The organism is Saccharopolyspora antimicrobica (assembly GCF_003635025.1).
GTDB lineage: Bacteria > Actinomycetota > Actinomycetes > Mycobacteriales > Pseudonocardiaceae > Saccharopolyspora > Saccharopolyspora antimicrobica.
In genome coordinates, this window is the sequence record NZ_RBXX01000002.1 from 2,603,080 (window position 1) to 2,629,140 (window position 26,061).

Below are 26,061 nucleotides of genomic sequence, written 5' to 3' on the forward strand. Positions count from 1 at the left end.
CGGACTATTGAATCCGAATGGTTCAGACATCAGCTCACTTAAAGTGACGAAGTTTCTGCACGAAACCCGACGAACGGACTAAACAATCCGAGGAAGCATCACGCTCAGCGCTGGTGCCGTCCCCGGGTCTCGGGCTGGTCGGCGGGCTCCGCGACCAGCTTCTGGTCCAGGAATCCGAGCCGGTCCGGCGCGTGCAGCCGCAGCATCACGCGCCCCACCCCGGCGGGCACCCGGGCCCTGGTCGCCCGGCTGACCACCACGGTGACCGCGAAGGCGACCGGCACCGTGATCAGCGCGGGCTGCCCGATCAGCGTCGCCCACCAGGTCTCCACGCGGCCCACGAAGTACGCGAGCAGCGCGGCGATCAGCACCAGGCTGCCGCCGACCACCATGCCGCTGGCCGCGCCCGCCGCGGTGAGCCCGCGCCACCAGATCCCGAGCACCAGCACCGGGCAGAACGTCGAAGCGGCCATCGCGAACGCCAGCCCCACGCTGCGCGCGATGTCGTGGCTGTCCGCCAGCAGCGCCAGCACCGCGGGCACCAGGCAGGCCAGCACCGCCAGCAGCCGGAAGTCGAGCGAGCGCCCGCGCAGCACGTCCCGCGAGGACAGCACCCCGGCCAGGCTCACCACCAGCCCCGACGAGGTGGACAGGAACGCGGCGAACGCCCCGGCCGCGGTGATCGACGCGAGCAGCCCGCCCGCCCAGCCGGTGCCCAGCATCTCGTTCGGCAGCAGCAGGACCGCCGCATCGGTCTCGCCGGTGACCAGCAGCTGCGGCGCGTACATCCGGGACAGCAGCCCGAAGATCGTCGGGAACAGGTAGAAGGCCCCGAGCATCGCCACCACGTACAGCGTGGTGCGGCGGACCGCCGTGCCGCTCGGGTTCGTGTAGAAGCGGGCCAGCACGTGCGGCAGGCCCATGGTGCCCAGGAACGTCGCGACGAGCACCGAATACGTCTCCAGCAGCCCGATCGCCCCGTCGCGCTCCGGCCGCAGCCAGGTGGCGTTGTCCGGTTCCGCGTCCGACACCACCGGCACCGGCGCCCCGGCCGGGAAGCGCAGCTCGCTGCCCGCGCGCAAGGTGTGCTCGCCCGGCTGCAGGTAGAGCGTGCCGTCCTGGTCGGCCAGCCACACCGGCTCGCGGACGGTCAGCCGCACGTCGGTGTCGATGCGGACCGCGGTGTCGATCGGGAAGACCGGCGGCAAGGGGGCGTCGAGCGCCTGCCGCTGCGCGCCGCCCAAGAACACGATGAACAGCGCGAAGGCGGGCACCGTGATCGCGAACAGCTTCACCCAGTACTGGAACGCCTGCACCAGCGTGACCGCGCGCAGCACCCCGGTGGCCACGGTGCCCAGCACGATCACCGCGACCACGAGAATCCCGGCCCAGTACGGGAAACCGACGATCGCGGCCAAGGTCATACCGGCGGCCTGCAGCTGCGGCACCAGGTACAGCCAGCCGATCAGCACCACCAGCGCGGTGCACAGCGAGCGCAGCCGCAGCGAATCCAGCCGCGCCTCCGCGAAGTCCGGCAGCGTGAAGGCTCCCGAGCGGCGCATCGGAGCGGCCACGAACAGCATCAGCGCCAGGTATCCGGCGGCGAAGCCGATCGGGTACCAGAGCGCGTCCACGCCGTCCTTCAGCACCAGCCCAGCGACGCCCAGGAAGGAGGCGGCCGACAGGTACTCGCCGGAGATCGCCGCGGCGTTGTGCTCCTCGCGGACCTCCCGCCGCGCGGCGGTGAAGTCCGTCGTGGTGCGCGCCGACCGGGAGCCCCAGATCCCGATGGCGAAGGTCGCCGCGACGATCAGCGCGACGCCGACCAGGGACCAGGCGTTCGCGGCCATCGCGCCGAAGTCGTCGCTCACGGGCGTCACTTCTCGACCATGTCGAGGAAATCGCGCTCGTGCCGCTCCGCCCGCCGGGTGCAGAGGTAGCCGATCAGCACCAGGAACGGGTAGATCAGCACGCCCAGCAGCAGCCACGGCAACCGGACGCCCAGCACCGCCAGATCGCCGATCGACGGCACCGCCCAGAACAGCACCGGGAGCCCGAACAGCACCGCGACCACGACGCCGGTCAGCATCAGCGCGCTGCGCAGCTGCGCCTTCACCAAGCTGGTGACCAGCACTTCGCCGACGCTGTTCTGCTCCTCCAGCTCCATGATGGTGCGCGCGACCTGGCGGGTCCGGCGGCGGTCGGCGAGCACCACGCGCTTGCGGCGCGGGCGGGGTGTGAACTCGCCGAGCCGGCCGCGGATGTCGAAGCCCTCGGGACTCATCCGGCCGAACCGCGGGTCACTGCGCATCTTCCGTCCTGGTCAACCACCGCCGCCGCGATGCCCCAGCTGGCACGCTCACGCGAGCCGTCGCCAAGCGCCGTCAGGCGTTTTCGGGCCCACCCTCGCAGCTCGCACCGCCGCGGGTTCTCAGCGTCCGCCTGGCGAGGACGGCCCGGCCGCCGTGTATTGGTCATACATAAGGCCGGGCATCCGCAGTCCAGGCGGGCGCTGCAACTCCCGCAGGGGGGCCGCCACCCGCACCGCCACGCAAAACGAGCCTGGAAAAGCCTCACTGCTGGCCCCAGTTCTGCCTCGGTGCGCGGACCAGCCGGTCCTTGAGCTCGCGGGTGTGGCGCCTGCTGACCGGCAGTTCCTTGGGCTGGCCGCCGCCGAGCACCACCGAGTACCCGGACGAGGACATCCGCAGCTCGGTGACCAGCGACAACGACACCAGGAAGGATCGGTGGATGCGCAGGAAACCGGCCTCGGCCCAGCGCTCCTCCAGCTGTGCCAGGGGGATTCGCACCAGGTGCGAGCCGTCGGTGGTGTGCAGGCGCGCGTAGTCGCCCTGCGCCTCCACCCACCGGACGTCCTTGCGCGGGATCATCCGCGTGGTGCCCGCCAGCTCGACCGGGATGACCTCTTCGTCGTCCGGCGCCGGGGCTTCCAGCGCGCGGAGGCCCTTGGCCGCCTGCAGCTTGTTCTTCTCGATCGTGCGCAGCGCGCGGTCGATCCGCTCGGCGTTCGCCGGTTTCATGATGTAGTCCAGCGCGCCGACCTCGAAGGCTTCGAGGGCGTTCTCCTCGTGCCCGGTGATGAACACCAGGGCGGGCGGGTTGCGGAACGCGGTGAGCACCCGCGCCAGCTCCATCCCGCTGAGGCCCGGCATCGACACGTCCGCGAACACGGCATCCACAATGGACTCGTCCGCGTCGCGCTGGCCGAACAGGTCGGGATCGTCGCTGCGGAGCAGGCGCAGCGCTTCGGCGGCATCGGAGGCCGTCAGCACCCGCCCGACCCTGGGATTGCTGCCGAGCCGGTACTTCATCTCGTCCAGCCCGGCCATCTCGTCGTCAACGGCCAGAACGACGAGGCCTGCGGGGTTCTCTCGTGTACTCACTGCACGCCATATCCTGCCGTCGCATCCCCACTCGCCCCGAGTGAGTCCAGTCACGCCTTGCCAACAAAGCTAATTGCTAACGGAGCGCGGTGGTTCTCAGGGGGCTTACCACGAAATTCCCCCCTCGGCGCAACGGTTCTTCGCCCGTTCAGCCCAACAACTGCGACCGAACGAGTGACAACCAAAGCAGGTACGTCGACGCAGAGCAACGGCCTTGATCACCGTCCGCACCACCGTCGCCCGGGCACGCCGAGAACGACCGCAGTTCCGGTTGAAACTGCGGTCGATCACGTTCCGGGATCACCTTCCCAACGGGAACCGTGACCTCACCTTGTCTTTGAAGCGGCGCAGCCGCTCAGCCCACCCTCGCAACTCGCACCGCCGCGGGTTCTCAGCGCTCGCCTGGCGAGGACAGCCCGTTCGTCGTGTATCGGACATACATGAGAACGCCGATCCCGGAGCCAGGCGGGCGCTGAGGTTCCGCCACCCGCACCGCCACGCAGAACGAGCCTGGAAAACCGCGTTCAGAGCCCGAAGCGGTTCCACATCGCGCGGTGCTCCAGGGCCTCCACAGTGGACAGGACCGCGTCCGCGGGGGAGCCGCCGAGGCGGATCGACGAGGACATGCCGAGCCGGGCCAGCAGCGGCTTGCGCTGCTCGACGATGTGCAGGTGGGCGTCCGGGAACTTCTCCTTGACGATCTCCCGCAGCGAGCCCACGCCGTCCACCAGACCGAGCTCCGCGGCCTTCGCGCCGGTCCACACCTCGCCGGAGAACAGGTCGTCGTCGCTGCTCTGCAGCTTGCCGCCGCGACGCTTGCGCACCCAGTCCCGGAACTGCTCGTGCAGCTCGCCCTGCAGGCCGCGCAGCCACTGCACGTCCTCCTCCTTCTCCGGGCGGAACGGGTCCAGCCGCACCTTGTGCTCGCCCGCGGTGTACACCCGGCGCTCCACGCCCAGCTTCTCGATCAGCCCGGTGAGCCCGAAGCTCGCGCTGACCACGCCGACGGATCCCACGATCGACGTCGGGTGCGCGTAGATCTCGTCGGCCGCGCAGGCCAGCCAGTACCCGCCGGAGGCCGCGACGTCCTCGCAGTAGGCCAGCACCGGCACGTCCTTCTCCGCGGCCAGTTCCCGGATCCGGTCCGCCACCAGCGCCGACTGGGTCGGCGCGCCGCCGGGCGAGTTGACCGCCAGGACCACTCCGGCGAGCCGGTCGTGGCCGAACGCGCGGGTCAGCGCCGACTCGGCCGTCTGGGTCGAGATCGTCGGCCGGCTCATCGGCGACGGGGTCGAGGTGATGACACCGTGCAGCTTCACGACCGCCACCACCGGTCCGCGCTCAGCTCGCTCGGCGAGCTTGCCGGGCAGCTTCGCGGACAACTTGCCGGACAACAGGTCGGTGAACTTCTGCGGCGCCTTCTCGGTCATACCCCGACGTTACCGGCTCACCGCCGGCCCGGCCGCCAACCCGATGCCCGTTTCGTCGTACGCCGGCGGCGGCAGCGGACGCACGCCCGGCGCGAACTTCGGCACCCGCATGATGACCTTCATGCCCGCGCCCTGCTCGGTCTCCACCACCAGGCCGTAGTCGTTGCCGAAGGTCGCCCGCATCCGGTTGTTGATGTTGCCGAGCCCGACGTGCGCGCCGGTCAGGTGCGCGTTGGCCAGCTCCGCGTCGAGCCGCTCCGGGTCCATCCCGATGCCGTCGTCGTCCACGCTGATCAACGCCTCGGTCCCGTTGTCCTCGGCGGTCACCGACACGGTGCCGCCGCCCGGCTTGTTCGCCAGGCCGTGCCGGACGGCGTTCTCCACCAGCGGCTGCAGCGCCAGGAACGGCACCACCACCGGCAGCACCTCCGGCGCGATCTTGAGCTGGATCTTCAGCCGGTCGGGGCCGAACCGGGCGCTCTCCAGGATCAGGTAGCGGTCGATGTTGCGGATCTCGTCGGCCAGCGTGGTGTAGAGCCCGCTGGTGCGGAACGAGTAGCGGGTGAAGTCGGCGAACTCCTGCAGCAGGTCCCGCGCGTGCTCCGGGTCGGTGCGGATCAGCGAGCCGATGGTGTTCAGCGCGTTGTAGATGAAGTGCGGCGAGATCTGCGCCCGCAGCGCGCGCACCTCGGCCTGCGCCAGCCGCTCCTTGGATTCCTGCAGCTCAGCGAGCTCCAGCTGGGTCGACACGTGGTTGGCGACCTCGGCGGCGGCCCGCAGCAGGCGCTTGCGGTCGCCACCTGCGATCACCGCCAGCGCGCCGCGCGTCTCGTCCTCCACCTCCAGCGGCACCACGACGGCGTGCCGCATCGGGCACGGCCGGTGCTCGCAGGTCACGTCGCCGTGGTCGAGGAACTCGCGCTTGCCGGTGCGCAGCACCTGCTCGATCTTGGTGCGCAGGTCGGCGTAGTGGTGGTTGGCCTCGCCGTCCCAGCTCAGCAGTGTGCCGTCGGCGTCCACGATGCCCACCGCCACGCACGCCAGCAGCTCGCGCAGGTGCGGCGCGGCCTTGTCCGCCGACGCCGGGGTCAGCCCGGCGCGCAGGTGCGGAGCCGCGCTCGTCACGCGGTGCAACGCAGCCAACGTCGCGTCCTCCACCGAGGTGCTCACCCGACGCGCCCGGCACAGCAGGACGAACATGCCGAGCACGGCGAGCGCCGCGAGCGTGGTCAGCACCGTCCGCTCAGTCAACAACTCCGCCACAACATCAATCTGCCCGATGCGCACACTAGGAATCAAGACAGCTACGCTCAGTGCGCGCTTTCCATCGGTAAGCGGTACCTCACTCTTCCGTTCAGCGGTATGGACCAGCTCCACCTGCGGCTATTCGGCTGTGCACAACCGCCGAATCCATCCACAACCTGTGGACAACTACTTCAGCAACCGGGAGAACCGGCGATCCGCCAGTGGTTTGCCACCCGTCTGGCAGGTCGGGCAGTACTGCATCGACCGATCCGCGTAGGACACCTCGCGGACGAGGTCCCCGCACACCGGGCAGGGCAAGCCGGTCCGCGCGTGCACCCGCAGCCCCGAGCGCTTCTCCGCTTTCAAGCGCGCGGCGTCCTGGCCCAGCGAGCGCTGCACCGCGTCCTTCAGGATCTCCTGCGTGCTCTCGTGCAGGCGCGCCACCGCATCGGCGTCGAGCTTGCCCGAAGTGGCGAAGGGCGAGAGCTTCGCGGCGTGCAGGATCTCGTCGGAGTAGGCGTTGCCGATCCCGGCCAGCGCGGACTGGTCGGTGAGCAGCGTCTTGATCCGCTCGGTGCGCCCGGACAGGATCGCGGCCAGCCCGTCGGCGTCCAGGTCCAGCGCGTCCGGGCCCAGCTTCGCGATCCCCGGCACCTCGGCCGGATCGGCGACCACCCACACCGCCAGCTTCTTCTGGGTGCCCGCCTCGGTCAGGTCGAACCCGACCCCGCCGAGGTGCACGCGCAACGCGATCGGCCCGCGACCGGGCTTCGGCGGTGCGGGCGAGAGCTTGTCCGACCAGCGCAGCCAGCCGGCCCGCGCGAGGTGGCAGACCAGGTGCAGCCCGTCGCAGTCCAGGTCCAGGTACTTGCCGTGGCGCGCCGCCCCGGTGACGGTGCGGCCGTGCAGCTCGGTCCACGGCGGGCTGGCCGTCTTCAGCACGCTCATCGACGCGACGTCGACCCGGACCACACTCCGACCCACGGCGTTGTCGCGCAGGTGCTGCGCCAACGCTTCGACCTCAGGAAGTTCCGGCACGACACCAGTGTGCGGTGTCCGTGAGCGTTTTGGGGCGCTGCGACACCCCGAAGCGCTCACGGCCGCGTGGTCACTCCACCGGCTGCAGGCTGCCGTTCATGTCGGGTTCCGCGTAGAGCTCGATGTGGCGGGCCACCTCGGAGACCTCCTTGCGGACGTCGTAGAAGCCGCGCACCACGCCCACCCAGGTCTCCGGCGGGTTCTCCTCGTGATCGCCCGGCGTGGCCGCGGTGACCGTCCACGGCCGGTGCAGCACCCAGCGCACCGGGAAGAACAGCACCGCCACGATCAGCAGCAGGATCAGCCACGACGGCACGTACACCTCGTCGGGCGTCCAGATCACGAACAGCACGACCAGGAACAGCAGCACCCCGCCCATCACCACGCCGGGACCGGCACCGCCGTTGACGTCGTGCTCGAACTCCTCCGCCGCGATCGGATTGGACCACTCCAGGTTCGCCTTGATGGTCCACTCGCGGCCGTCGGAGCCCCGCACCACCCGGTTCATCGTCGCCTCCCCGCCCACCCGGGCTGGTCGCCTCGCCAACATCGCTTCGCCACTGGAACCCCGGCGCTAACCGAGCGTGAAGCAACGGTACCGCGCGCGTCATGGGCCCGACGGGTGATAGTCGTTCCCGAACGGGCCCATTGTCGATCATGTCCGACGCCCGGGCCAACCCCGCGGCGGCACGTCAAGCGCGGCGCAAGCACCTCCGCGACCGCCCGACCGGCAGATCCGACGCCTGGTGATACGCCTCACGCAGCCCGCGCCGGGCCCGGTGCGCCAGCACGGCGGTCGCGTTCGGCGTCAAACCGAGCTGCCGCGCGATGCTGGCCGGCCGGTGCCCCTCCACCTCGGTGCGCCACAGGACCTCGCGCCACCGCGCGGGCAGCCGCAGGAACGCCCTGGCCAGCAGCTCGCCCTCCGCCTGCGCCACCTGGTGATCGCCCTGCCGCGGCACGTGCTCGCCCAGCTCGTCGGAGGTCATCGGCTCGTCCCGCCGCGCGGCCGCCCACTCCGCGAGCACCCGCCGGACCACCGTGAACAGGTACGTCCTGATCGCGTCCCGAGGCCCGTGCCCGGCGCGAACCGCGCGCAGCACGCGCAGGAAGACCTCCGCCACCACGTCGTCGACGTCGATCCCCGGGCGCTGCATGCTCAGCGCGAACCGCCGCACCATGGGCGCGTGCCTGCGGTAGAGCTCCCCGAAAGCGGAATCGTCGCCCGCCCGCAACCGCGCCAGCAGCGCCCCGTCCTCCGACGACAGCACCGCAGCTTCGCTCAGCCCCAACGTTCCTCCCCCAGCCCAGCCGACCGGCGAACCCCTCCGCACCGGCCGGAATCGCCACCGCGGACGCCCCGGACGACGGCGGCACCAGGAGGTCGCGGTGGATCTCGGCGAAACCCGCGAAACGATCGGCCACCCGCGCTGCGCTCAGCGCGCCGGTGGAACTCCCCCAGATGACGCCGGCACCGGCCACCGCCGACCGCGCCGGGCACGTCACCGTCAGACTGTCGCTGGCTCCGCCGAAGACCGCAACCTCCGCCGCCACCCACCCGCGTGGCTCCGCGCCCTCCCGGACGATCTCCCCCGCCGCTGCTGGAGCACCTCCGGCCGACATCCGGCCTGAACGGCATATCACCAGGTCAAGCGGGCAGGACACCGAGATCCGCTGGACGCCGAACCCATCCGCGCGACGCCCGTTCTGATCAATTGGGGCCCCCCGGTGAACATGCTCGGAAGCATGGGCTAGAGTAGTCACCAACAGCCCACCGGGGCGATGAAGATGCGGATGTAGCGCAGCTGGTAGCGCATCACCTTGCCAAGGTGAGGGTCGCGGGTTCGAGTCCCGTCATCCGCTCGGAGCTGGGAGCCGTGTGCCAAACTTTCGTTTTGGCCTCGGCTCCTCGCCATTTTATTGGGGGGTTCGAACCCCCCAAGCCCCCCCACGGTGCGGGGGTTGGTTTTCGAGTGCTCCTTGCGGTGGGGGGCGTTCCCGGCCTGGGTTCTGGACCAGCGATTCGGCGCTGACGTCGGTGGGGGCCACAGGACCCAGGCATCGGTGGGGCCGTTTGCTCGTTGGGTTATCGGGCTGTTGGTCATGGTTTGACTCGGGTGACTCGGGTTCTGTGGGGTTGGTTTCTGGGTGGGCTGGTGGGTGTCTGCTTTGGCATCTGTGGGATCTCTTCGTTGTTGGGTGTCGGTGTTGCTGGGGTGGGGCCGGTTCGTCTTCGGTGGTGGGTTCTTCTCGGGGGTCGGCTTGGTGGGGTTTGGGGGGTTTGGGTGGGTTTTGGGTTTGGTTTGATCTTCTTTTTGGTTTTGGGTTCGCTCGAAATTGGGAATTTTCCTGACTCTGGGGTTATGCGGGGTGCGCGGGTTGGTGGGGTGTGATCTTCTCGTGAGCGCCTTGTTCTCGGTTTTTGGAGGGTTTTTCATGCGTCGGGTTGTTGTTGGTCTGCTGGCCTTCGGAGTTCTCGGAAGCATCGGAGGCGGGGTTGCCAATGCAGTTGGCCAGCCCTACCAGCAGCCGAATTCCTCGGAATCCTGGGGGTGGCAGATCAACGGGCAGAAGTTCAGCTCCTGGCAGGGCGGGTCGAGCTCCACCACCTCCAGCACCACCTCTTCGACGACGTCCACCACCACTACCAGCACTTCCGCCCGATCCGGCGACGGCGGGCAGGGTGGCAGCGCGCAGGGTGGCTCGTCCTCCAGCTACGTCCAGGGCGACGGTTGGGCGTACAGCTACGCGCAGGGCGAGAACGCTCAGGGCGCAAACGGTTGAGTTCCGGGATGTGCCGCGCTCGGTGGCGGGCGCGGCACATCCCTTTTCGCGCGCATGTTCGTCCACCGCTTTTCAGATCGGGATCACCGCGACAGCCGACGATCCCCATTCCCCATTCAGCACGCGCAGGATTAATTCGCAAATGCTGAACCGGAGTTGAATTACTTCCGCGTTGATCCGGTTCGCCGTCGCTGCCGGGATCGGCTCCGCCGAGCGGTTCCGGGCGGGTGCGCCCTGCCGATAAGCTCCCTCCCCGGAGCACGGGTCGCCGTGCGCGGGGAGGAGCTGCATGTCCGGTGCCACTCGTTCGCGGGTGCGGCGGTTGTCGGGCGTCGGGTTGTGCGTGCTCGCCGTAGGCATCGGGCTCGCCGCGGCCGGCTGGATCCTGCCCTCGCCCACCGCGTCCGGCTACACGAGCGTGCCGAACACCTGCGAGTCGGTTTCACCGCATTCGCTGGAGCAGGCGTTCGAGCCGCGGCAGGCCGAGGTCTACGAGCAGCGGCACGGCATCGACGGCGGCCGGCACAGCTCGAAGTGCCAGTGGCGGACCGAAGGACCGGTGCACGCCGAGCGGAAGACCCGGCTGCACGTCGAGATGGCGATCGAGTTCGACCGCGAAGCACGCCCGGACACCACCTACGTCGACCAGTTCCTCGACTACCTGGAGCTTGAACCGGGCGCAGCCGAAGTACCGGACCTGGACGCCCGAGCGGTCCTGATCCGCAGCCCCCGCGACGTCCAGCTCGTCGCGGCCAAGGCCAACATGACGATCGCGGTCCGCTACAGCGCCGCGGCGCCGACCGCGGAACTCGAACCGGTCGCCCGCCAGGTGGTCGAGGAGCTGCTGGTCGTCGCGGGCTGAGATCGGTGGAGTTCTTCTCCGCGTTGCGATGATTCTGCGCCGTGGGCGGGGTCCATGGGGTGGCAGTTTCGACATCGCGGAGGAACGGACATGACCGCAGAGCTCTGGGAGCTGGTCCACGAGGAGCGCGAAGCGCTGGCGGCTGATCTATCGGGGCTTTCCGAGGAGCAGTGGTCGACGCCGTCGCTCTGCGAGGGGCTGACCGTGCGGGAGGTGCTCGCGCACATCACCGCGGCCGCGAGCTTGAACCCCGTGCAGTGGCTGGCGGGCGTGATCCGCTGCCGCTTCGACTTCGACAAGCAGGTGGCCATGCGGTTGGCCGAGCACCTGGGCGCGGACGGCGCCGAGACGCTCGACCGGTTCCGCCGCGTCATCACGAGCCGGACGAAGCCGCCGCTGCCGGTGGTGGCGCTGCTCGGCGAGGTGATCGTGCACGGCGAGGACATCCGGCGGCCGCTGGGCATCCGCCGCGACTACCCGATCAGCACCATCACGCGGCTGGCCGAGTACTACCGCGGCTCCGACCTCGTCGTCCGGGCGAAGGGCCGCATCGGTGGTCTGCGGCTCGCCGCGAACGACGGGCCGTTCGAGACCGGCGCCGGGCAGCTCGCGTCCGGAACCACCCTGGCGCTGATCATGGCGATGGTCGGCCGCACGACGTACTGCGACGACCTCGAAGGCGACGGCGCCGCAGCCCTCCGCTCCCGCTAAGCGGTCGATCCGGCTCCTTCGGGCCGCAGCCGCGAGGTGTGTCGCGACAACGGCATGAGCTGTCGCAAGCGCGCAGCGCTTAACCCAAGCTCGCAACCGGCACCGCCGCGGGTTCTGAGCGGTTTCCTGGCGAGGACGGCCCCTCCGCCGTGTATTGGACATACATCAGGAGGGGCATCCGCAGTCCAGGGAACCGCTCAGGTTCCGCCACCCGCACCGCCGCGCAGAACGAGCACGGTTTCTTTCAGCCCTGGGCGGTGATGCCGGTGCCGATCGGGCAGGAGACGCCCGTGCCGCCGAGGCCGCAGTAGCCGTTCGGGTTCTTGGCGTCGCTCAGGTACTGCTGGTGGTAGGTCTCCGCGTAGTAGAAGGCCTCCAGCGGGGCGATCTCGGTGGTGATCTCGCCTCGGTTCGCCGCGCTGAGGGCCTGCTGGAACACCTCGCGGCTGGCCTCCGCCTCGGCCCGCTGGGCGTCGTCGGTGAGGTAGATCGCCGAGCGGTACTGGGTGCCGATGTCGTTGCCCTGGCGCATGCCCTGGGTGGGGTCGTGGTTCTCCCAGAACACCTTCAGGACCTGGGCGTAGCTGATCACCTTCGGGTCGAAGACGACCAGCACCACCTCGGTGTGCCCGGTGCGGCCGGAGCAGACCTCTTCGTAGGTCGGGTTCGGGGTGTAGCCGCCCGCGTAGCCGACCGCGGTGGTCCACACCCCTTCGGTGCGCCAGAAGACGCGTTCCGCGCCCCAGAAGCAGCCCATGCCCACGACCGCCGTGGCGTAGCCGTCCGGGAACGGCGGAACGATCCGGCGATCGGGGTGCACCGCGTGGAACTCCGCCACCGGCAGCGGGGTGTCCCGTCCGGGCAGGGCCGCCGCCTGGTCGATCAGGCTCGTCTTGTCACCGAAAAGCGCCATGTTCCCGAGGGTACGCCTGGATCAGCGGCGATCCTGGTGCTTGGGATGCGGACGGGTCTCCTCGTCCGGGCCCGGCGGGGGCTCCGGGCGCGAGTGTCGGCCGGTCCCCGCGCGGCGAGCCGGTGGGCGCGGTCGGCCCGGCGGCGTCTGCCGGGGTTCCACGTCGCCGACCAGGCGCTTGGCCAGCGCGGAGTCCTCCTGGAGCGGGGCCGCGCGGCGGCGCGGTGGGGCGTCGATCGGACGCTGCGGGCGCGCGTACGGGCGACCCGGTGCCACGCCGTTGCGGGGTTCGGCGGCGCTCTGGCGACCGTTCGGCGGCAAGTCCGCTGGTGGGCGGGCGGTTCCGGTCGGCATGGAACTGCGGTCCTGCGGTGCGCCGTTGCGCGCCTCCAGCGGGCGGACCGGCCCGTCCGCCCGGTTCGGCAGGGAGTCCGCGCGCCTCCGGCGGCCGACGCCGACGTCCGGGCGCGGCGGCACAGCGGGCTGATCGGACGGCTTCACCTCGCCGACGGGCCTGACCCGGCGCGGCTGGTCGGCGTCCTCCGCCCTCCGGCGCGGGCGGCCGGCTTCCGGCACCGGGGTACCGCGCGGAGGTGTCGGCGGACGCGGGCGGTCGTCCTGCGCTGCCGTGCCGCGAGGCGGTGTGGGCGGACGGTCGTCCTGCGCCCGGTCGTCCTGCGCCGGCGTGCCGCGGGGCGGGGTGGGTGCGCGGCGACGGCCCGGGCGGCCGACCGCGGTCACCTTCGTCGTCGCGTCCGGGGCCGGTTTCGGGTCGGGCTCGTCGTCCTCTTCGGACTCTTCGGGCTCCTCGACGTCGACCGGGTCGTCCTTCTTCTTCGGGGCCGGGGTGAGGTAGTGCCGCAGCTTCATCGTCGGGTCCTCGATGAACTTCCACGACAGCGTGCCGATCACGTACGCCAGCGGTGCCGCGCAGATCAGCATCAGCCACTGGTTGCGCACGCCCGCCATGGCCAGCAGCTGCTGGATCGGGAAGCCCCACACGTACACGCCGTAGCTGCCGTTGACCCACACCCCGGGGACGGTCAGCCGGGCGGGCCAGAAGTGCCCGGCAAGCACCACCGCGTAGCTGACCACGAAGACCATCAGGAAGGAGCCGGCGATGCTGTTGGGCATCAGCGCCAGCACCACCAGCCCGGCGCCCGCGGCCAGCGGCGACAGCGGGATCCGGTAGAGGTTCAGCACCACGCCGAAGGCGAACGCGACCAGGAACGCCACCAGCGACTCGACCGGGACGCTGAGCAGCGAACCCGCCGACTCCGAACCGGGGATCTGGTCCAGGTGCCGGTCCCAGATGACCAGCGCGACCAGCGCGACCACCATGATCCAGCGGTACTTGTCCTTGCCCGCGCCGACCACGAGCAGCAGGAACAGGCCCGCGTAGGCGAGCAGCTCCATCGGCAGCGTCCACAGCGAACCGTTCACCGCGTCCGGCCACGGGTTGTCCGCGAACACCCCGGGCAGCTCGTGCTTGAGGGTGAGCATCCCGGCGTTGTTGACGATGTAGCCCCAGGTGCCGTGCGCGGCGAAGTAGTCGCCCGCGGACAGGGTGGTGACCAGCGGGCCGATGATCAGCGCCATGGCCAAGGTCACGGTCAGCATCGGCGGCCACAGCCGCAGGACGCGCTTCGCCGCGAACCTGCCGAGATGCGGGTCGCGGAGCCAACTCTCCGTGATCTGGAAGCCGCTCATCGCGAAGAAGCCCATCAGGACGCCGTCGTCGGGCCGCAGCGCCCAGTCCTTCGAGAACAGCACTCCCTCGCCGGCCAGCGGTGAGCTGTGGCCGTAGATGACCAGCACCGCACCGATCATCCGGATCCAGGCGAAACCGTGGTGCGGCTCGGCGAACAACTCCGGACGGGTGTGCACGACCCGCGCATCACCCACCCAGATCACCCCATCAAGTCAATGCCCCCGCCAGAAAGGTCAACGCTGCGTAGCCTAGCTGGGGGCGCGGCGGTTGGGGACCCATTACCTCGTAGCCGCCCGGGACGACCAGACCGGGGGCCGGATCGTTATCCGGCCGGTGCCCCGCAGCCCACCGACCGGGTGCCAGAATGGCGATCGATCGCATGTGGGGGCGTTCGCTGTTCAATCCGGAAAGGGCGCATCGGTGACCTGGCAAGACGAGTTGCAGAATCTCGACGCCGAACTCGCGGCGGGTCGGATTTCCGCCGAGGAGTATCGCCAGCGGCGGGACGCCGTGCTCGGTCGCGCTCAAGGCGGGCAGAACGGACCTGCTTCCGGCGGATTCCCGCAGCAGCAGCCCGGCACTCCGTCGGGCGGTCTTCCGCAGCAGCCCGGCACTCCGGCCGGAGGTACTCCGCAGCAGGGCAGCCCGTTCCCGCCCGCTTTCAGCTGGGGAGACGCCGCTGCGCAGGGGGCGCAGCAGCAGGCCCAGCCGCAGGCATCGGGCGACGCCACGCAGGTCGTGCCGAACCCGATCGCTCCGCAGCCGCCGCAGAACGACTCCGAGAGCACCCAGGTCGTCAACCTCAACCAGCAGCAACAGCAGTGGCCTGCGCAGCAGCCGCCACCGCAGCAGCCGCAGTGGGGCCCGCAGCAGGGCTGGGGCCCGGTGGAGAGCACCGGCACCCCGTGGGGCGACGACCTGCCCGGCGGGCAGCCGGAGCACGGCGACGCGGCCTGGATGCGGCAGGGCCCCGAGGTCTTCGACAGCGCGGGCAAGTCCGGCAAGGGCAAGCTCATCGCCGGGCTGTCCATCGGCGGTGTGCTGGTGGTCGGCCTGATCGTCGCGCTGATCTTCTTCTTCACCAGCGGCAACGACAGCCCGGGCGAGGTCATCGAGGCCGAGCCGACCGTGCAGACCCCGCCGCCGCCGACGACCAAGGAACTGCCCGAGCCGCCCGCGGCCAACCCGAACCCGCCCGCCAACCCGCAGGACGTGCTGGTCGGCGTGGAGGGCCCGGCGCACCCGTGGAACGGTCCGCTGGACCTGCCCGCGCTGCAGGGCCACAAGGCCGGCGTGCTGCAGCCGCAGGCGGTCCTGGACACCGCGATCCAGAACGGCCTGACCGACGGCTGGTTCACCAAGACCGACGGCCCGCCGCAGGTCACGCTGCTCGCGCTGCGCATGCCGAGCCCGGACGCGGCGTCCACCGTGGTGCAGAAGTACCTCGACGCCCAGCAGGGCCTGGCCGTCGAGGAGGAGCTGTCGTACAAGGGCGTGGAGGTCGTCTCCACCGGCAGCACCTTCCGCACCGCCTACGTGTCGCACGGCTGGGTGGTCATCATCGACTCCAGCGGTGACCAGGCCGAGCAGAAGTTCAAGGACGTGCTCGCGCAGCAGCTCGCCAAGACCCCGCCGACCGTCCGCAACTGACGACCGACGCGAAACGGCCCGTCCACCTCGGTTCGAGGAGGACGGGCCGTTTCGCTTCCGTCAGGCTTCGTAGTCGGTGGTCTTGAGGAGTTCCCGCAGCGTGGCGCGGGAGACGTCCGGGCCGAACTGGGCGGCGATGCCGGACTTGCCGGCCTCCGCCAGGCGCTGCCAGGTCTCGTCGTCGCTGAGCAGGCGGATCACCTCGGCGGCCAGGCCCGGCGCGTCGTCGGCGACGAGCACCTCCTTGCCGTGCTCCAGGTGCATGCCCTCGACCGCCACCGTCGTGCCGACCACCGGCACCCCGAGGCTGAGGCTCTCGCCGACCTTGCCCTTGACGCCCGCGCCGAACCGCAGCGGCGCCAGGGTCACGCGGCTCCGCGCGTAGTGCGGCTCCAGCTCCGCGACCCAGCCGTGCACCTCGACACCCGGCCCGGCCAGCGCGCGGACCTCGTCGGTCGGGTTGCTACCGATCACGTGCAGCACCGCATCCGGGCACTCCTCGCGCACCAGCGGCATGATCTCGCGGGCCGCCCAGCGCACCGCGTCGACGTTCGGCGGGTGGTCGAAGCTGCCCACGAACACGACGTCCTTGCGGCCGTCGGGCTGCGCCGGGCTCCAGTCCACCTCGTGCACGTTGGACAGCACGCGGACGTCGGCTTCGGGGACGAGCTCGCCCAGCAGCGCCCGCTCCGCTTCCGAGACCACCAGCGTGACGTCGCACGCCCTGGCCAGGCCGAGCTCCATCTGCCGGGACGCGAAGGCCTTGCGGCGCAGGGCCTCGGCCTTGTCCGCGTCGCCCTGCTGCTCGGCGACCTCGGCCTGCCGCTCCAGCCGGAGGAAGTGCACGTCGACGGTGTCGTAGGCGATCACCGCCTGCGGCGCGCAGGTGCGCAGCTCCTCCACCAGGCTCCAGGCGACCTGCGGGCGCGACAGCAGCGCCAGCGAGATCTCCGAACCGGCCTCGTGCAGGAACGCCTGCTGCAGCTCCGGTGCGGGCAGGACGGTGACGCCGAGCTGCTGCAGCTCCGTGGTGTAGGGCTCCAGGTGCGCGTGGTTGGCCGGGAAGAACACCACCCGGCAGCCGAGCTCGACGAACTGCTCCAGCACGCGGCGGATCCGCACCGAGCCGGAGTCGAAGTCCGGGCGCGGCACCTGGTGGTCCTTGACCAGCACGATCGGTCCGTGGTGGCCGCGGGTGCCGCGGTGGCGGGCCAGCCAGAGGTTGCGCGGCGAGGCCTCCGGCAGGTGCTCGGCGGCGAGCGTGTCCGCCCACTTCGCCACGAAGGCCTTGCGGTTGATCTCCTGGTGCTTCTTCACCCCGGTGCTGAGGTCGGTGCCGTTGGACACGCCCTCGTGGTGCACCACGACGGCCTTCGGCTGCACCACGGTCCGGTAGCCGGCCGCGCGCACCGCGAACGCCAGGTCGGTGTCCTCGTAGTAGGCGGGCGCGTAGCGGGTGTCGAAGCCGCCGACCTGCTGGAACACGTCGTTGCGGACCAGGATCGCGGCCCCGGAGCAGTAGTCGACGTCGCGGACCACGTTGAACTCGGCGCCACCGGGATCGGTGTTGCGGCCGTAGTTCCAGCCGTTGCCGTCGGCCCACACGATGCCGCCGGCCTCCTGCAGCCTGCCGTCCGGGTAGACCAGCTTGGCGCCGACCAGCCCGATGCGGTCGTCGGAGCGCATCGTGTCCATCAGGATGTCGAGCCAGGACTCGGTGACCTCGGCGTCGTTGTTCAGGAAGAACAGGTACTCGCCGCGGGCGTGCTCGGCACCGAGGTTGCAGGCGCCGATGAACCCGAGGTTGCGCTCGGCGCGCACCAGCCGCACGCCTTCGCAGGCGGCGAGCTTCTCGGCGCTGTCGTCCGGTGAGGCGTCGTCGACGACGATCACCTCGAACGGCACGGAGACCACGTGCCCGCCCAGGAATCGCAGGCACTGCCGGGTGTAGGGCCACTTGCCGTGCACCGGCACGATCACGCTGACCAGCGGCTGGTCGCTGCGCGGCACCGGCAGCGGGCCGGTCTCGACGACCTCCTCGGCCTGCACGACGCCCGGCTTGCGGCCGAGGACGATCTCGTAGGCGTCGCGGCGCGCGGTCCCGCGCGGCGCCACCCGCTCCACGACCTTGCGGTACTTCGTCACCGCGCGCTGCACCAGCGCGGAGTTCTGCGCCGCCAGCTCGGCGTTCGCCTCGCCGAGCTCCGCCGCCTGCCGCTCGGCGTCCGCTACGCGTCCTTCGAGCCGCGCGACGGTGTCGCGCAGCCACTCGATGCGCGCCGCGTCGCGCTCCGCGCTCTCGTGGCGCTCGCGCAGCTCGCCGCCGAGCCGGTCGAGCTCCGCTCGCAGCTTCGCCTGCTCGCGAACTCCCTGGTCGGCGCGCTGCTCCTCGCTCTTGCGCAGCTCTTCGAGCCGCCCTATCACGCTCTTGAGCTCCTCGGCCTCGACGCGACTGCGCTGGTAGAGGTCGTTGAGCTTGGCGACGTCGGCGACCGCGGCGTCGCGCTGCTCGATGATCGGCGCGACGTCTCCGCTGCGCCGGGCGAGGGTGAGCTGGGCGTCGGTGAGCAGGGCCGCGGCGGGCAGCTTCGGCAGGTGCTTGTCGGAGGCGATGCCGAGCAGGTAGGTGTGCGGCACGCCCTGCTGGACGGTCCAGCCGTCCTCGCCCGGGTCGATGGTCTGCAGCCGGACGCCTTCGATCGCGGTGTCCGGGTCGCCGGGGTCGGCGGGGGTGAGCAGCGAGCCGACCGTCACGTTCTGCTTGAGCACCGCCACGTGCCGGAACGCGCCCTCCAGCAGGGTTTCGTACTGGTCGGCGGTGAGTTCCTTGACGTGGTACGGGTTGTCGTTGCCGTGCTCGTGCGAGTAGACCGCCGTGTCCGGGGTGCTGCTGAAGAACAGCCCGCCCTGGGCCAGCCGCGACTTGACCAGCCGCAGCACGGCGTCGTGGTCCTCAACGTGCTCTATGGCCTCGAAGCAGACGATCACGTCGAAGGGCTTGGCGTCGGCGAGCAGTTCGGGATCGGTGATCGAGCCGAGCTGGAAGGTGACGTCGCGGCTGCCGTACTTGCGCTTCGCGTGCTCGACGGTGTCGGGGTCGATGTCCACGCCCACGACCTCGGCGCCCTCGGCGGCCAGCAGCGCGGCGCCGTAGCCCTCGCCGCAGGCGAGGTCGAGCACCCGCTTGCCGCGCACGAACCGGGCGGCCATCGCGTAGCGGTGGTAGTGCTCGTAGATGACTTGGACGTCATCGGTCCACGGCACGCACCGCTCGCCGGTCCACTCGATCAGCCGCTCGTCCTTCGGGTCCCTCGCCACGTACCGCAGGCTATCGCCCGGATCTCGCCCCCGTGCCAATACGTCCGAACCCGTTGCGCGGCGTCGCGTTCCGGGGGCGGAGGGTGTCAAGGGTTCGTCGTTCCGGACGTGGAGCAGGAACTCCGCCACCGGGCCGCGCGGTGACTCCGGGGTCGGGGCGTTCGCTCAGATGAAAAACCTCTCATCCGGCTTTCATGCCCGGTCGCGGGAACGAAGGTCAGAGTGGACGTCATGAGGTCGGTTCCCAAGGCGGTCCTGCTGCTCGCGGCGATGGCGTTGCCCATCGCCGCGGTGCTGGTGAGCTTCGCGCTCACCGACGGACCGCGCGTTCCCCAAGTGCCCGCCACCGTGCAGATCGGCAGCTCGCCCGGACCCGACCCCACCACGGCGCCGCCCGCACCGACGACGGAGATCCCGCCGCCCGCGCCCGGCGACGACGACGATGACGACGACGATGACGACGACTGAGCCCGCGCCGACGCGCTCGCTCCCCAAGCTCCCCACCCGCCGGGGCACGCGCATCCCGGCCCGCGCGCAGATCATGGGCTGGCTGCTGCTGGTGCTGGTCGTGGTGCTGCTGGCGGTGGTGCTGATCGTGCGCTCGTTCCTGCACAACGACGTCAACGACCAGATCGCGGAGTCGCTGGAGCAGGAGGCGCACGAGTTCTCCACGTTCGCCGCCACCGGCCGCGACCCGAACACCGGCCAGCTGATAAGCGCCCCCGACGCGCTGTTCGACTCCTACCTGCGCCGCCAGTACCCGGATCCCGACGAGGCGCTGATCGGGGTGTGGCGCACGCCCACCGGTCTGCGCACGCTCGCCCAGGAGCAGAACGACCAGATCGAGCGCTTCGCCGAGGATCCGGCGATGGTGCAGCGGATCGTGGACCAGCCCAGCACCTGGGGCGTGGAGGACACGCCGCTGGGCCGGATGAGCTGGGTGAAGGTGCAGGCCGAGTCCGCCAACAGCGACCCGGCGTGGTTCATCGTCCAGCGCTACACCGACAAGGCGATGGGCGAAGCCGACCGGACCGTGCAGACCCTGCTGCTGGTCAGCGGGATCGGCGTGGCGATCGCGGCGCTGTCGTCGTGGGTGGTCGCCGGGCTGATCCTGGCGCCGGTGCGGGCTGTGCGGCAGACCGCCGCCGAGATCACCGAGCACGACCTGACCAGGCGCATCCCGGTCGAGGGCCGCGACGACATCGCGGCGCTGGCCGACCAGTTCAACGCGATGCTCGACCGGCTGGAGGACGCCTTCCGCATCCAGCGCCAGTTCGTCGACGACGCCGGGCACGAGCTGCGCACGCCGATCACGATCGTGCGCGGCAACCTCGAACTGCTCGGCGACGACCCGGCGGAGCGGGAGGAGGTGGTGCGGCTGTGCACCGACGAGCTGGACCGGATGACCCGCATCGTCAACGACCTGCTGATGCTGGCCAAGGCCGACCGGCCCGACTTCGTCACCCCCGCCCCGGTCCCGCTGGCCGAACTGACCAGCGACATCGAGGCGAAGGTGCGGTCGCTGGCGGACCGCCGCTGGGTGCTCGCCGACATCGGTGAGGGCGACGTGGTGGTCGACGAGCAGCGCGTCACCCAGGCGATGGTGCAGCTCGCGCAGAACGCGGTGCAGCACACCGAGCCCGGTTCGGAGATCCGCGTCGGTTCGTCGCTGGTCGACGGCACCGTCTCGCTGTGGGTGGCCGACCGCGGGCCCGGCGTCGATCCGGCCGAGGTGGAGAAGATCTTCGACCGGTTCACCCACGGCAGCGGCAAGGGCAAGGGCGGCGCCGGGCTCGGCCTGGCGATCGTCAAGGCCATCGCGGACGCCCACTACGGCCGGGTGCGCGTGCTGTCGGAGCCGGGCCACGGCGCGACCTTCCGCCTCGAACTGCCCGCCATCCCCCCGCACATCCCAGTCGAGGAGCCCTCCGCATGAATGGCCTTGTACCAACCCCAGTCCTCGACCGCACCTCAGCGGGCCCTGACACACACCGAGCCACAAGAAACTCCGAAGCCGAGGAGCTCCTTGCATGAACGGCCTTGTGCCAACCCGAGTTCTGCCCAACCGCACCTCAGGGGACCGTGACGCGAACCCAGCCACAAGAAACCCCGAAACCGCAAGATCACTCCCGAACGCGACCACCACTGTGAATCGCGGAGAGGCGGGACTGTGAAGATCCTGATCGCGGAGGACGAGACGCGCATCGCGGCGTTCATCGAGAAGGGACTGCGCGCCAACGGCTTCACCACCACCGTCGTCGGCGACGGCGACACCGCCCAGGACTACCTGCTCACCGGCGATTTCGACCTGGTGGTGCTGGACCTGGGGCTGCCGGGCAAGGACGGGTTCTCGGTGCTGAGGGCGGTGCGCGCCCAGCACATGACGGTGCCGGTGATCATCCTGACCGCCCGGGACGGCGTGCACGACACGGTGGCCGGGCTGGAGGGCGGCGCGGACGACTACATGACCAAGCCGTTCCGGTTCGAGGAGCTGCTGGCCCGGGTGCGGCTGCGGCTGCGCCCGGTGGACCGCGTCCCGGAGGTGACGGTGCTGCGCGACGGCGAGCTGTCGCTCGACCTGCGCACCCGCCGCGCCCAGGTCCCGAACGGCACGGTGGACCTGACGGCGCGGGAGTTCGCGATGCTGGAGCTGTTCCTGCGGCACTCGGGCCAGGTGCTCAGCCGCGAGCAGATCCTGTCCCACGTGTGGGGCTACGACTTCGACCCGGGCTCCAACGTGGTCGACGTCTACGTGCGGGCGCTGCGCCGCAAGATCGGCGCGGAGCGCATCACCACGGTCCGCGGCATGGGCTACCGCCTCGGCACCTGACCCCACCCGGTTCCGCCGTCCGGGGCTGGCCCCGCAATTTCAATGGAAATCGGACACCTGATTTCAATTGAAATCGCCGAGTCCCCCGGCGTGTCGGACCGTGGCGCGCCGTCTCCGCGCGATTTCCATTGAAGTTGGACACCTGATTTCAATTGAAATCGCGTCAGGGGGCGTAGCGGAGGATGGCGGCGATCTCCGCGCCTGCCGGGATGTCGTCGCGGCGGACCGCCAGGACGTGGCCGCCGGTGAGCCAGACCCGGCGGGCGATCTCGTCCTGCAGGCCGTAGGTGGACGCACCGGCCGGTTCGAAGTCCACCGCGCCCGCCTCGTCGATGACGCCCGACGTCGTGTTGTCGATGTCCACGAACACCGTGTCCACCGCGCCCATCGTCGCGTGGCGGGCCACGTCGGCGATGTCGCTGACCGCCCGGCCCTGCCCGGTGCGCAGGTCGAACAGCTCGTGCAGCTCGCGGAGCCGATCGGCGTGCAGGTCGTCCAGGACGCTGCGGGCCGCCGAGGCCAGTTCGCGGTCGGTGCTCTCCTCCGGGTTGCCGGTCAGGCCGACCGGCGCCAGCTCGGGAGCGCCGCTCACCGAGCGGAAGATGCTCTGCAGCGGCTCGGTGGCGGCCAGGATCAGCGGCACGTCGCCGCGCAGGACCGGCCGCAGCGCGCGGTCCACCTGCCGGGCGAACTGGCGGATGCGCACCTTCTTGCCCTCGTCGGCCTGCAGCCTGCGGATCGGCGAGCGGTCGGCCGGGAACGCCCGGCCCACCGCGCTGTCGATGTCGGTCGGCATCCCGGGCACCTCGATGGTCACCGGGTCCAGCTCGGGCAGCACTTCCAGCAGGCGCACCGAGTGCTGCGCCAGCGCCAGCACCAGCGCGGTGTTCGGGAAGGTGATCGAGCGCAGCAGCGGCTTGAGGTGGAACCGGTCGGAGACCTCGACCGCGGCGCGCAGGTGGTTGGGCAGCCGGAACGTGGTGATCGACGCCGGCGTGGCGAACACCGCGAGGCTGCGCGCCTGGTAGCGGAAGAACGCCTCGTCGTCGCCGAGGTCGGCGAGGTGGTCGGCCAGTTCGCCGACGTCGTCCTTGTCCGCGCCCGCCGCGCGGAGCTGCTCCAGCGCCTCGCCGGTCAGGTTCTTCAGCTCGACCCGCTCGGCGTCCCCGGTGGAGGCCGGGTCGGTCGGCAGGTACAGGGACGCGCTGTTCGGGTTGCGCGCGGTCAGCAGCGCGTCGACCTGGGAGCGCGTCGGGATGTCGGTGTGCAGGATCGCCATCGCAGACCTCCGCGGAACGTCCAGGGCGGCGTCGGTGCGGTGCGGAGCACGTTCCGGACGCCCTGGTGACCCGTTAGGGTGTACCTCGTGAACTCGTACTGGCGTCGCGTTACTCCGCCGCCGTCCCGCTGACGGGCGGCGCTCCTTCGACGGCTGAACCGGCCGTCGCTCACCCAAGCTTGCAGTCCTCCGTCGGTCTTGCCTGAAAACGGCGTCGGGAAACCCGCTGCACGCACGCGCCCCCGTTCGACGCGTCCCATCGCTCCTCGAACGGAAGAGTTCACGATGTCGAACCAACTCCTCGACGCGCCCGCGCGCGCCTCGTTCCGCTCCGGTCCGCTCCTCGTCCTGCTGGCGTCCGCGCTGTGGGGCACCACCGGTACCGCGGCCAGCTTCGCCCCGGCCGGCGCCAGCCCGCTGTCGATCGGTGCCGCCACGATGGGCGTCGGCGGCCTGCTGCTGCTGGCGATCGCGGGCCGTTCCGCCTTCGAAGTGCTGCGGTCCGGCCAGCTCCGCCTGCTCGTGGTGGGTGCGCTGGCGGTGGCCGTCTACCCGCTGGCGTTCTACTCGTCGATGGCGCTCGCCGGGGTCGCGATCGGCACCGTCGTCACGCTCGGGTCGGCGCCGGTGTTCGCCGCGATCCTGGAGCGGGTCGTCGACGGCGTCCGGTTGGACGGCCGGTGGGCGGTGTCGGCCGCGCTGGCGGTGCTCGGTCTGCTGCTGATCACCGGTGGCGGCTGGGCCGGTGCCGACGCGAACACCCTGCTCGGTGCGCTGCTCGGTCTGCTCGGCGGCGCCGGGTACGTCGTGTACTCGTGGTCGGCGTCGCGGTTGATGCGCCGGGGCCACGGGTCCCGCGCGGTGATGGGTGCGATGTTCGGCGCCGGCGCGCTGATCCTGCTCCCGGTGCTCGCGCTCACCGGCGGGCCGCTGCTCTCCTCGTCGTCCGGGCTGGCGGTCGCCGGTTACCTGGCGGTGATCCCGATGGGGCTGGCCTACGTGCTGTTCGGCGCCGGGCTGCGGCACACCTCCACCAGCGCGGCGACGACGCTGAGCCTGCTCGAACCGGTGGTCGCCGCGATCCTCGGCGTGCTCGTCGTCGGTGAGCGGCTGGACGTGGGCGCGTGGTGCGGGACGGTGCTGATCGGGGCCGGATTGGTGCTGGTCAGCACCCGTCGGTAGAGGTTGTGCACAGCTGTGGATAACTTTGCGCCACAGCGGCCCGACGGACGGGAGTTCTAGCAGGTCACACCCCTGTGGACAAAGTTGTCCACAGGGGTGTGGACAACCGTCGGGGACGACATGAACGCCCCCTCATGAACCGTTCACGCACATCTCAGCGGGGCGTCCGATCGTGGACACCATGAACGGCGATCACGACACCGAACGGGTGCGCACCGACTACGCCACCCCGGCGCGCACCGTCCGCAACGTGTCCGAACCGCACCGCGAGCGCGGCTGGGCCGTCGCGATCACCGCGGGCGCGGTCCTGCTCTTCGCCGTGGCAGCCGTCTTCACCGCACCGGCCACGACCGGTCCCAATGAGCTGAGCCAGTCCGGGCTGATCACCCTCCTGGTGTTCACCGCCGCGGTCATCGGCTGGATGAGCAACCGGCTCGACGACACCTTCGTCGCGCTCGCCGCGGCCGCCGCGCTCGTCGTGCTGGGCGCGCTGGACGCCGAGGAGCTGTTCGAGACGCTCGGCGACGACCAGATCTGGCTCCTGGTGGCGGCGTTCGTGCTGGCCGCCGGGATCAACCGGACCGGGCTGCCCGCCCGGCTCGCCGTCGCGCTGGTCGGCCGCGCCCGGTCGGCCCGCGGCCTGTTCCACCTGGTCACCCTCGGACTGCTGGTCACCGCGCTGCTGATCCCGAGCACCAGCGGTCGCGCCGCGCTGGTGCTGCCCATCTACAGCGCGCTGGCCGGGGTGTTCGCCACCCGTCCCCGCCTGGTGCGGGCGCTGGCCCTGCTGTTCCCGACCGTGGTGCTGCTGTCGGCGGTCGCGACGCTGGTCGGCGCGGGCGCGCACCTGATCACCAGCCAGATCCTGGACGCGACGATCGACGAGGGCATCAGCTTCGCGCAGTGGCTGCTGTGGGGCCTGCCGTTCGCGGCGATCAGCTCGCACCTGGCCGCCGAGCTGGTGCTGATGCTCTTCACCAAGCACGCGGACCGCCGCGAGCAGCTGCGCGTCGACGCCGCTGAACTGCGCGCGCGGCTGAACGTCCCCGAGCAGATGCAGCGCGCCGAGATCCGGGCGGTCACCATGCTCGGTGCCGTGGTGGTGCTCTGGAGCACCGAATCGCTGCACGACCTGTCCCCCGCGCTGGTCGCGCTGGGCGGGGCGCTGCTGATCACCTCGCCGCGCTTCGGCACCGTGCGGATCGGCAAGGCCATCGGCGACATCCCCTGGTCGCTGCTGCTGTTCATGGCCGCCACGGCCGCGCTCGGCACCGCGCTGACCTCCTCCGGCGCCGCCGGCTGGCTGGCCTCGAAGGTGCTCAGCGGGAACGACGTCATGACCCTGCTGATCACGGTCGTCCTGCTCAGCACCGCCGCGCACCTGGTGGTGCAGTCGCGCTCCGCGCGGTCCTCGGTGCTGATCCCGCTGGTCGTGCCCGCGGCGCTCGCCGTCGGCGCCAACCCGGTCGCGCTGGCCTTCGCCTCGACCGCCGCCGCCGGTTTCTGCCACACCCTGCCGTCCTCGGCCAAGCCGGTCGCCATGTTCGCCCGGCTCGACCAGGTCCCCACCTACCAGCCGCGCGACCTGCTCAAGCTCGCCGCGCTGCTCGGGCCCGCACTCGCCGCGCTCGTCGTCCTGTTCGCCCTGTTCGGCTGGCCGCTGCTCGGCCTGCCGCTGCTCTGAAAGTCCACAATGGAGGAGAT

At 70.8% G+C, this 26,061-nt stretch carries 21 protein-coding genes and 1 tRNA gene; 9 read left to right on the plus strand and 13 right to left on the minus strand.

Features of this window, described 5'->3' with window-relative positions; translation table 11 throughout:
- Positions 1-104: 104 nt before the first annotated feature.
- The 8 genes from ATL45_RS12820 to ATL45_RS12855 form a co-directional block, all read right to left on the minus strand.
- Complete coding sequence (locus ATL45_RS12820) at positions 105-1,850, minus strand: sodium/solute symporter (protein ID WP_093151460.1); 1,746 nt, start codon at positions 1,848-1,850, stop codon at positions 105-107.
- Positions 1,851-1,876: 26 nt separating this feature from the next.
- Positions 1,877-2,311 (minus strand): hypothetical protein, encoded by a 435-nt coding sequence (locus ATL45_RS12825; protein ID WP_246025310.1) that lies wholly within the window; start codon positions 2,309-2,311, stop codon positions 1,877-1,879.
- A gap of 262 nt (positions 2,312-2,573) precedes the next feature.
- Entirely contained in the window at positions 2,574-3,404 is an 831-nt protein-coding gene (locus ATL45_RS12830) for a LytR/AlgR family response regulator transcription factor (RefSeq protein WP_093150465.1), read from the minus strand.
- A 524-nt stretch (positions 3,405-3,928) separates the two neighbouring features.
- Positions 3,929-4,834, minus strand: coding sequence for a S49 family peptidase (locus tag ATL45_RS12835; RefSeq protein ID WP_093150469.1), 906 nt, complete (start codon positions 4,832-4,834; stop codon positions 3,929-3,931).
- 9 nt (positions 4,835-4,843) lie between these two features.
- Positions 4,844-6,097, minus strand: coding sequence for a GAF domain-containing sensor histidine kinase (locus tag ATL45_RS12840; RefSeq protein WP_093350995.1), 1,254 nt, complete (start codon positions 6,095-6,097; stop codon positions 4,844-4,846).
- 168 nt (positions 6,098-6,265) lie between these two features.
- On the minus strand, positions 6,266-7,117 hold the full coding sequence (locus tag ATL45_RS12845) for an Fpg/Nei family DNA glycosylase (protein ID WP_093150474.1): 852 nt from the start codon (positions 7,115-7,117) through the stop codon (positions 6,266-6,268).
- A 70-nt stretch (positions 7,118-7,187) separates the two neighbouring features.
- A complete protein-coding gene (locus ATL45_RS12850) occupies positions 7,188-7,625 on the minus strand; it encodes a DUF983 domain-containing protein (protein ID WP_170210228.1) in 438 nt (145 codons plus the stop codon).
- Positions 7,626-7,809: 184 nt separating this feature from the next.
- Positions 7,810-8,409: an RNA polymerase sigma factor gene (locus tag ATL45_RS12855; RefSeq protein ID WP_093150479.1), complete on the minus strand. Its 600-nt coding sequence runs from the start codon at positions 8,407-8,409 to the stop codon at positions 7,810-7,812.
- 498 nt (positions 8,410-8,907) lie between these two features.
- Between ATL45_RS12855 and ATL45_RS12860 the strand changes: the two genes are divergently transcribed.
- Positions 8,908-8,980, plus strand: a tRNA-Gly gene (locus tag ATL45_RS12860).
- 656 nt (positions 8,981-9,636) lie between these two features.
- On the opposite strand, the gene ATL45_RS39990 is transcribed toward ATL45_RS12860, so the two are convergent.
- Positions 9,637-9,771, minus strand: coding sequence for a hypothetical protein (locus tag ATL45_RS39990; protein ID WP_256258353.1), 135 nt, complete (start codon positions 9,769-9,771; stop codon positions 9,637-9,639).
- Between the two features lie 419 nt (positions 9,772-10,190).
- On the opposite strand from ATL45_RS39990, the gene ATL45_RS12870 reads away from it, so the two are divergent.
- Together ATL45_RS12870 and ATL45_RS12875 are read left to right on the plus strand one after the other, a co-directional pair.
- Complete coding sequence (locus ATL45_RS12870) at positions 10,191-10,763, plus strand: hypothetical protein (protein ID WP_143121607.1); 573 nt, start codon at positions 10,191-10,193, stop codon at positions 10,761-10,763.
- Positions 10,764-10,853: 90 nt separating this feature from the next.
- Positions 10,854-11,474: a maleylpyruvate isomerase family mycothiol-dependent enzyme gene (locus ATL45_RS12875; protein WP_093150485.1), complete on the plus strand. Its 621-nt coding sequence runs from the start codon at positions 10,854-10,856 to the stop codon at positions 11,472-11,474.
- 244 nt (positions 11,475-11,718) lie between these two features.
- On the opposite strand, the gene msrA is transcribed toward ATL45_RS12875, so the two are convergent.
- Both msrA and ATL45_RS12885 read right to left on the minus strand, forming a co-directional pair.
- Complete coding sequence (msrA, locus tag ATL45_RS12880; RefSeq protein WP_093150489.1) at positions 11,719-12,387, minus strand: peptide-methionine (S)-S-oxide reductase MsrA; 669 nt, start codon at positions 12,385-12,387, stop codon at positions 11,719-11,721.
- Positions 12,388-12,408: 21 nt separating this feature from the next.
- Entirely contained in the window at positions 12,409-14,292 is a 1,884-nt protein-coding gene (locus ATL45_RS12885) for an acyltransferase family protein (protein ID WP_093151464.1), read from the minus strand.
- A 226-nt stretch (positions 14,293-14,518) separates the two neighbouring features.
- Here ATL45_RS12885 and ATL45_RS12890 point away from each other — a divergent pair, with 226 nt between their 5' ends.
- Positions 14,519-15,748, plus strand: coding sequence for a hypothetical protein (locus ATL45_RS12890; RefSeq protein WP_093150491.1), 1,230 nt, complete (start codon positions 14,519-14,521; stop codon positions 15,746-15,748).
- A gap of 60 nt (positions 15,749-15,808) precedes the next feature.
- On the opposite strand, the gene ATL45_RS12895 is transcribed toward ATL45_RS12890, so the two are convergent.
- Positions 15,809-18,958: a glycosyltransferase gene (locus ATL45_RS12895; protein ID WP_246025823.1), complete on the minus strand. Its 3,150-nt coding sequence runs from the start codon at positions 18,956-18,958 to the stop codon at positions 15,809-15,811.
- Positions 18,959-19,297: 339 nt separating this feature from the next.
- On the opposite strand from ATL45_RS12895, the gene ATL45_RS12900 reads away from it, so the two are divergent.
- The 3 genes from ATL45_RS12900 (at position 19,298) to ATL45_RS12910 (ending at position 21,896) form a co-directional block, all read left to right on the plus strand.
- On the plus strand, positions 19,298-19,534 hold the full coding sequence (locus tag ATL45_RS12900) for a hypothetical protein (RefSeq protein ID WP_093151467.1): 237 nt from the start codon (positions 19,298-19,300) through the stop codon (positions 19,532-19,534).
- Positions 19,521-21,002, plus strand: coding sequence for a sensor histidine kinase (locus ATL45_RS12905; RefSeq protein WP_093150498.1), 1,482 nt, complete (start codon positions 19,521-19,523; stop codon positions 21,000-21,002). Before ATL45_RS12900 ends, ATL45_RS12905 begins: the two co-directional genes overlap by 14 nt.
- Positions 21,003-21,236: 234 nt before the next feature.
- The gene (locus ATL45_RS12910; RefSeq protein WP_093150502.1) at positions 21,237-21,896 is read left to right on the plus strand and encodes a response regulator transcription factor; all 660 of its coding nucleotides are present in this window, start codon (positions 21,237-21,239) and stop codon (positions 21,894-21,896) included.
- Positions 21,897-22,059: 163 nt separating this feature from the next.
- Here ATL45_RS12910 and ATL45_RS12915 read toward each other — a convergent pair whose 3' ends face one another.
- Positions 22,060-23,175 carry a baeRF11 domain-containing protein gene (locus tag ATL45_RS12915; protein WP_093150506.1) on the minus strand — a complete coding sequence of 372 codons (1,116 nt, stop codon included), beginning with the start codon at positions 23,173-23,175 and terminating at the stop codon, positions 22,060-22,062.
- A gap of 285 nt (positions 23,176-23,460) precedes the next feature.
- Here ATL45_RS12915 and ATL45_RS12920 point away from each other — a divergent pair, with 285 nt between their 5' ends.
- On the plus strand, positions 23,461-24,357 hold the full coding sequence (locus tag ATL45_RS12920; protein ID WP_093150508.1) for a DMT family transporter: 897 nt from the start codon (positions 23,461-23,463) through the stop codon (positions 24,355-24,357).
- A 181-nt stretch (positions 24,358-24,538) separates the two neighbouring features.
- Complete coding sequence (locus ATL45_RS12925) at positions 24,539-26,041, plus strand: SLC13 family permease (RefSeq protein ID WP_093151470.1); 1,503 nt, start codon at positions 24,539-24,541, stop codon at positions 26,039-26,041.
- Positions 26,042-26,061: the final 20 nt, after the last annotated feature.

Bases quoted from the DNA above. Each gene is read 5' to 3' on its own strand.
- ATL45_RS12820 (WP_093151460.1), bottom strand. From the start codon at position 1,850: ATGGCCGCGAACGCCTGGTCCCTGGTCGGCGTCGCGCTGATCGTCGCG.
- ATL45_RS12825 (WP_246025310.1), bottom strand. From the start codon at position 2,311: ATGCGCAGTGACCCGCGGTTCGGCCGGATGAGTCCCGAGGGCTTCGAC.
- ATL45_RS12835 (WP_093150469.1), bottom strand. From the start codon at position 4,834: ATGACCGAGAAGGCGCCGCAGAAGTTCACCGACCTGTTGTCCGGCAAG.
- ATL45_RS12850 (WP_170210228.1), bottom strand. From the start codon at position 7,625: ATGAACCGGGTGGTGCGGGGCTCCGACGGCCGCGAGTGGACCATCAAG.
- ATL45_RS12870 (WP_143121607.1), top strand. From the start codon at position 10,191: ATGTCCGGTGCCACTCGTTCGCGGGTGCGGCGGTTGTCGGGCGTCGGG.
- ATL45_RS12875 (WP_093150485.1), top strand. From the start codon at position 10,854: ATGACCGCAGAGCTCTGGGAGCTGGTCCACGAGGAGCGCGAAGCGCTG.
- msrA (WP_093150489.1), bottom strand. From the start codon at position 12,387: ATGGCGCTTTTCGGTGACAAGACGAGCCTGATCGACCAGGCGGCGGCC.
- ATL45_RS12895 (WP_246025823.1), bottom strand. From the start codon at position 18,958: ATGGCCGCCCGGTTCGTGCGCGGCAAGCGGGTGCTCGACCTCGCCTGC.
- ATL45_RS12900 (WP_093151467.1), top strand. From the start codon at position 19,298: ATGAGGTCGGTTCCCAAGGCGGTCCTGCTGCTCGCGGCGATGGCGTTG.
- ATL45_RS12905 (WP_093150498.1), top strand. From the start codon at position 19,521: ATGACGACGACTGAGCCCGCGCCGACGCGCTCGCTCCCCAAGCTCCCC.
- ATL45_RS12915 (WP_093150506.1), bottom strand. From the start codon at position 23,175: ATGGCGATCCTGCACACCGACATCCCGACGCGCTCCCAGGTCGACGCG.
- ATL45_RS12920 (WP_093150508.1), top strand. From the start codon at position 23,461: ATGTCGAACCAACTCCTCGACGCGCCCGCGCGCGCCTCGTTCCGCTCC.
- ATL45_RS12925 (WP_093151470.1), top strand. From the start codon at position 24,539: ATGAACGGCGATCACGACACCGAACGGGTGCGCACCGACTACGCCACC.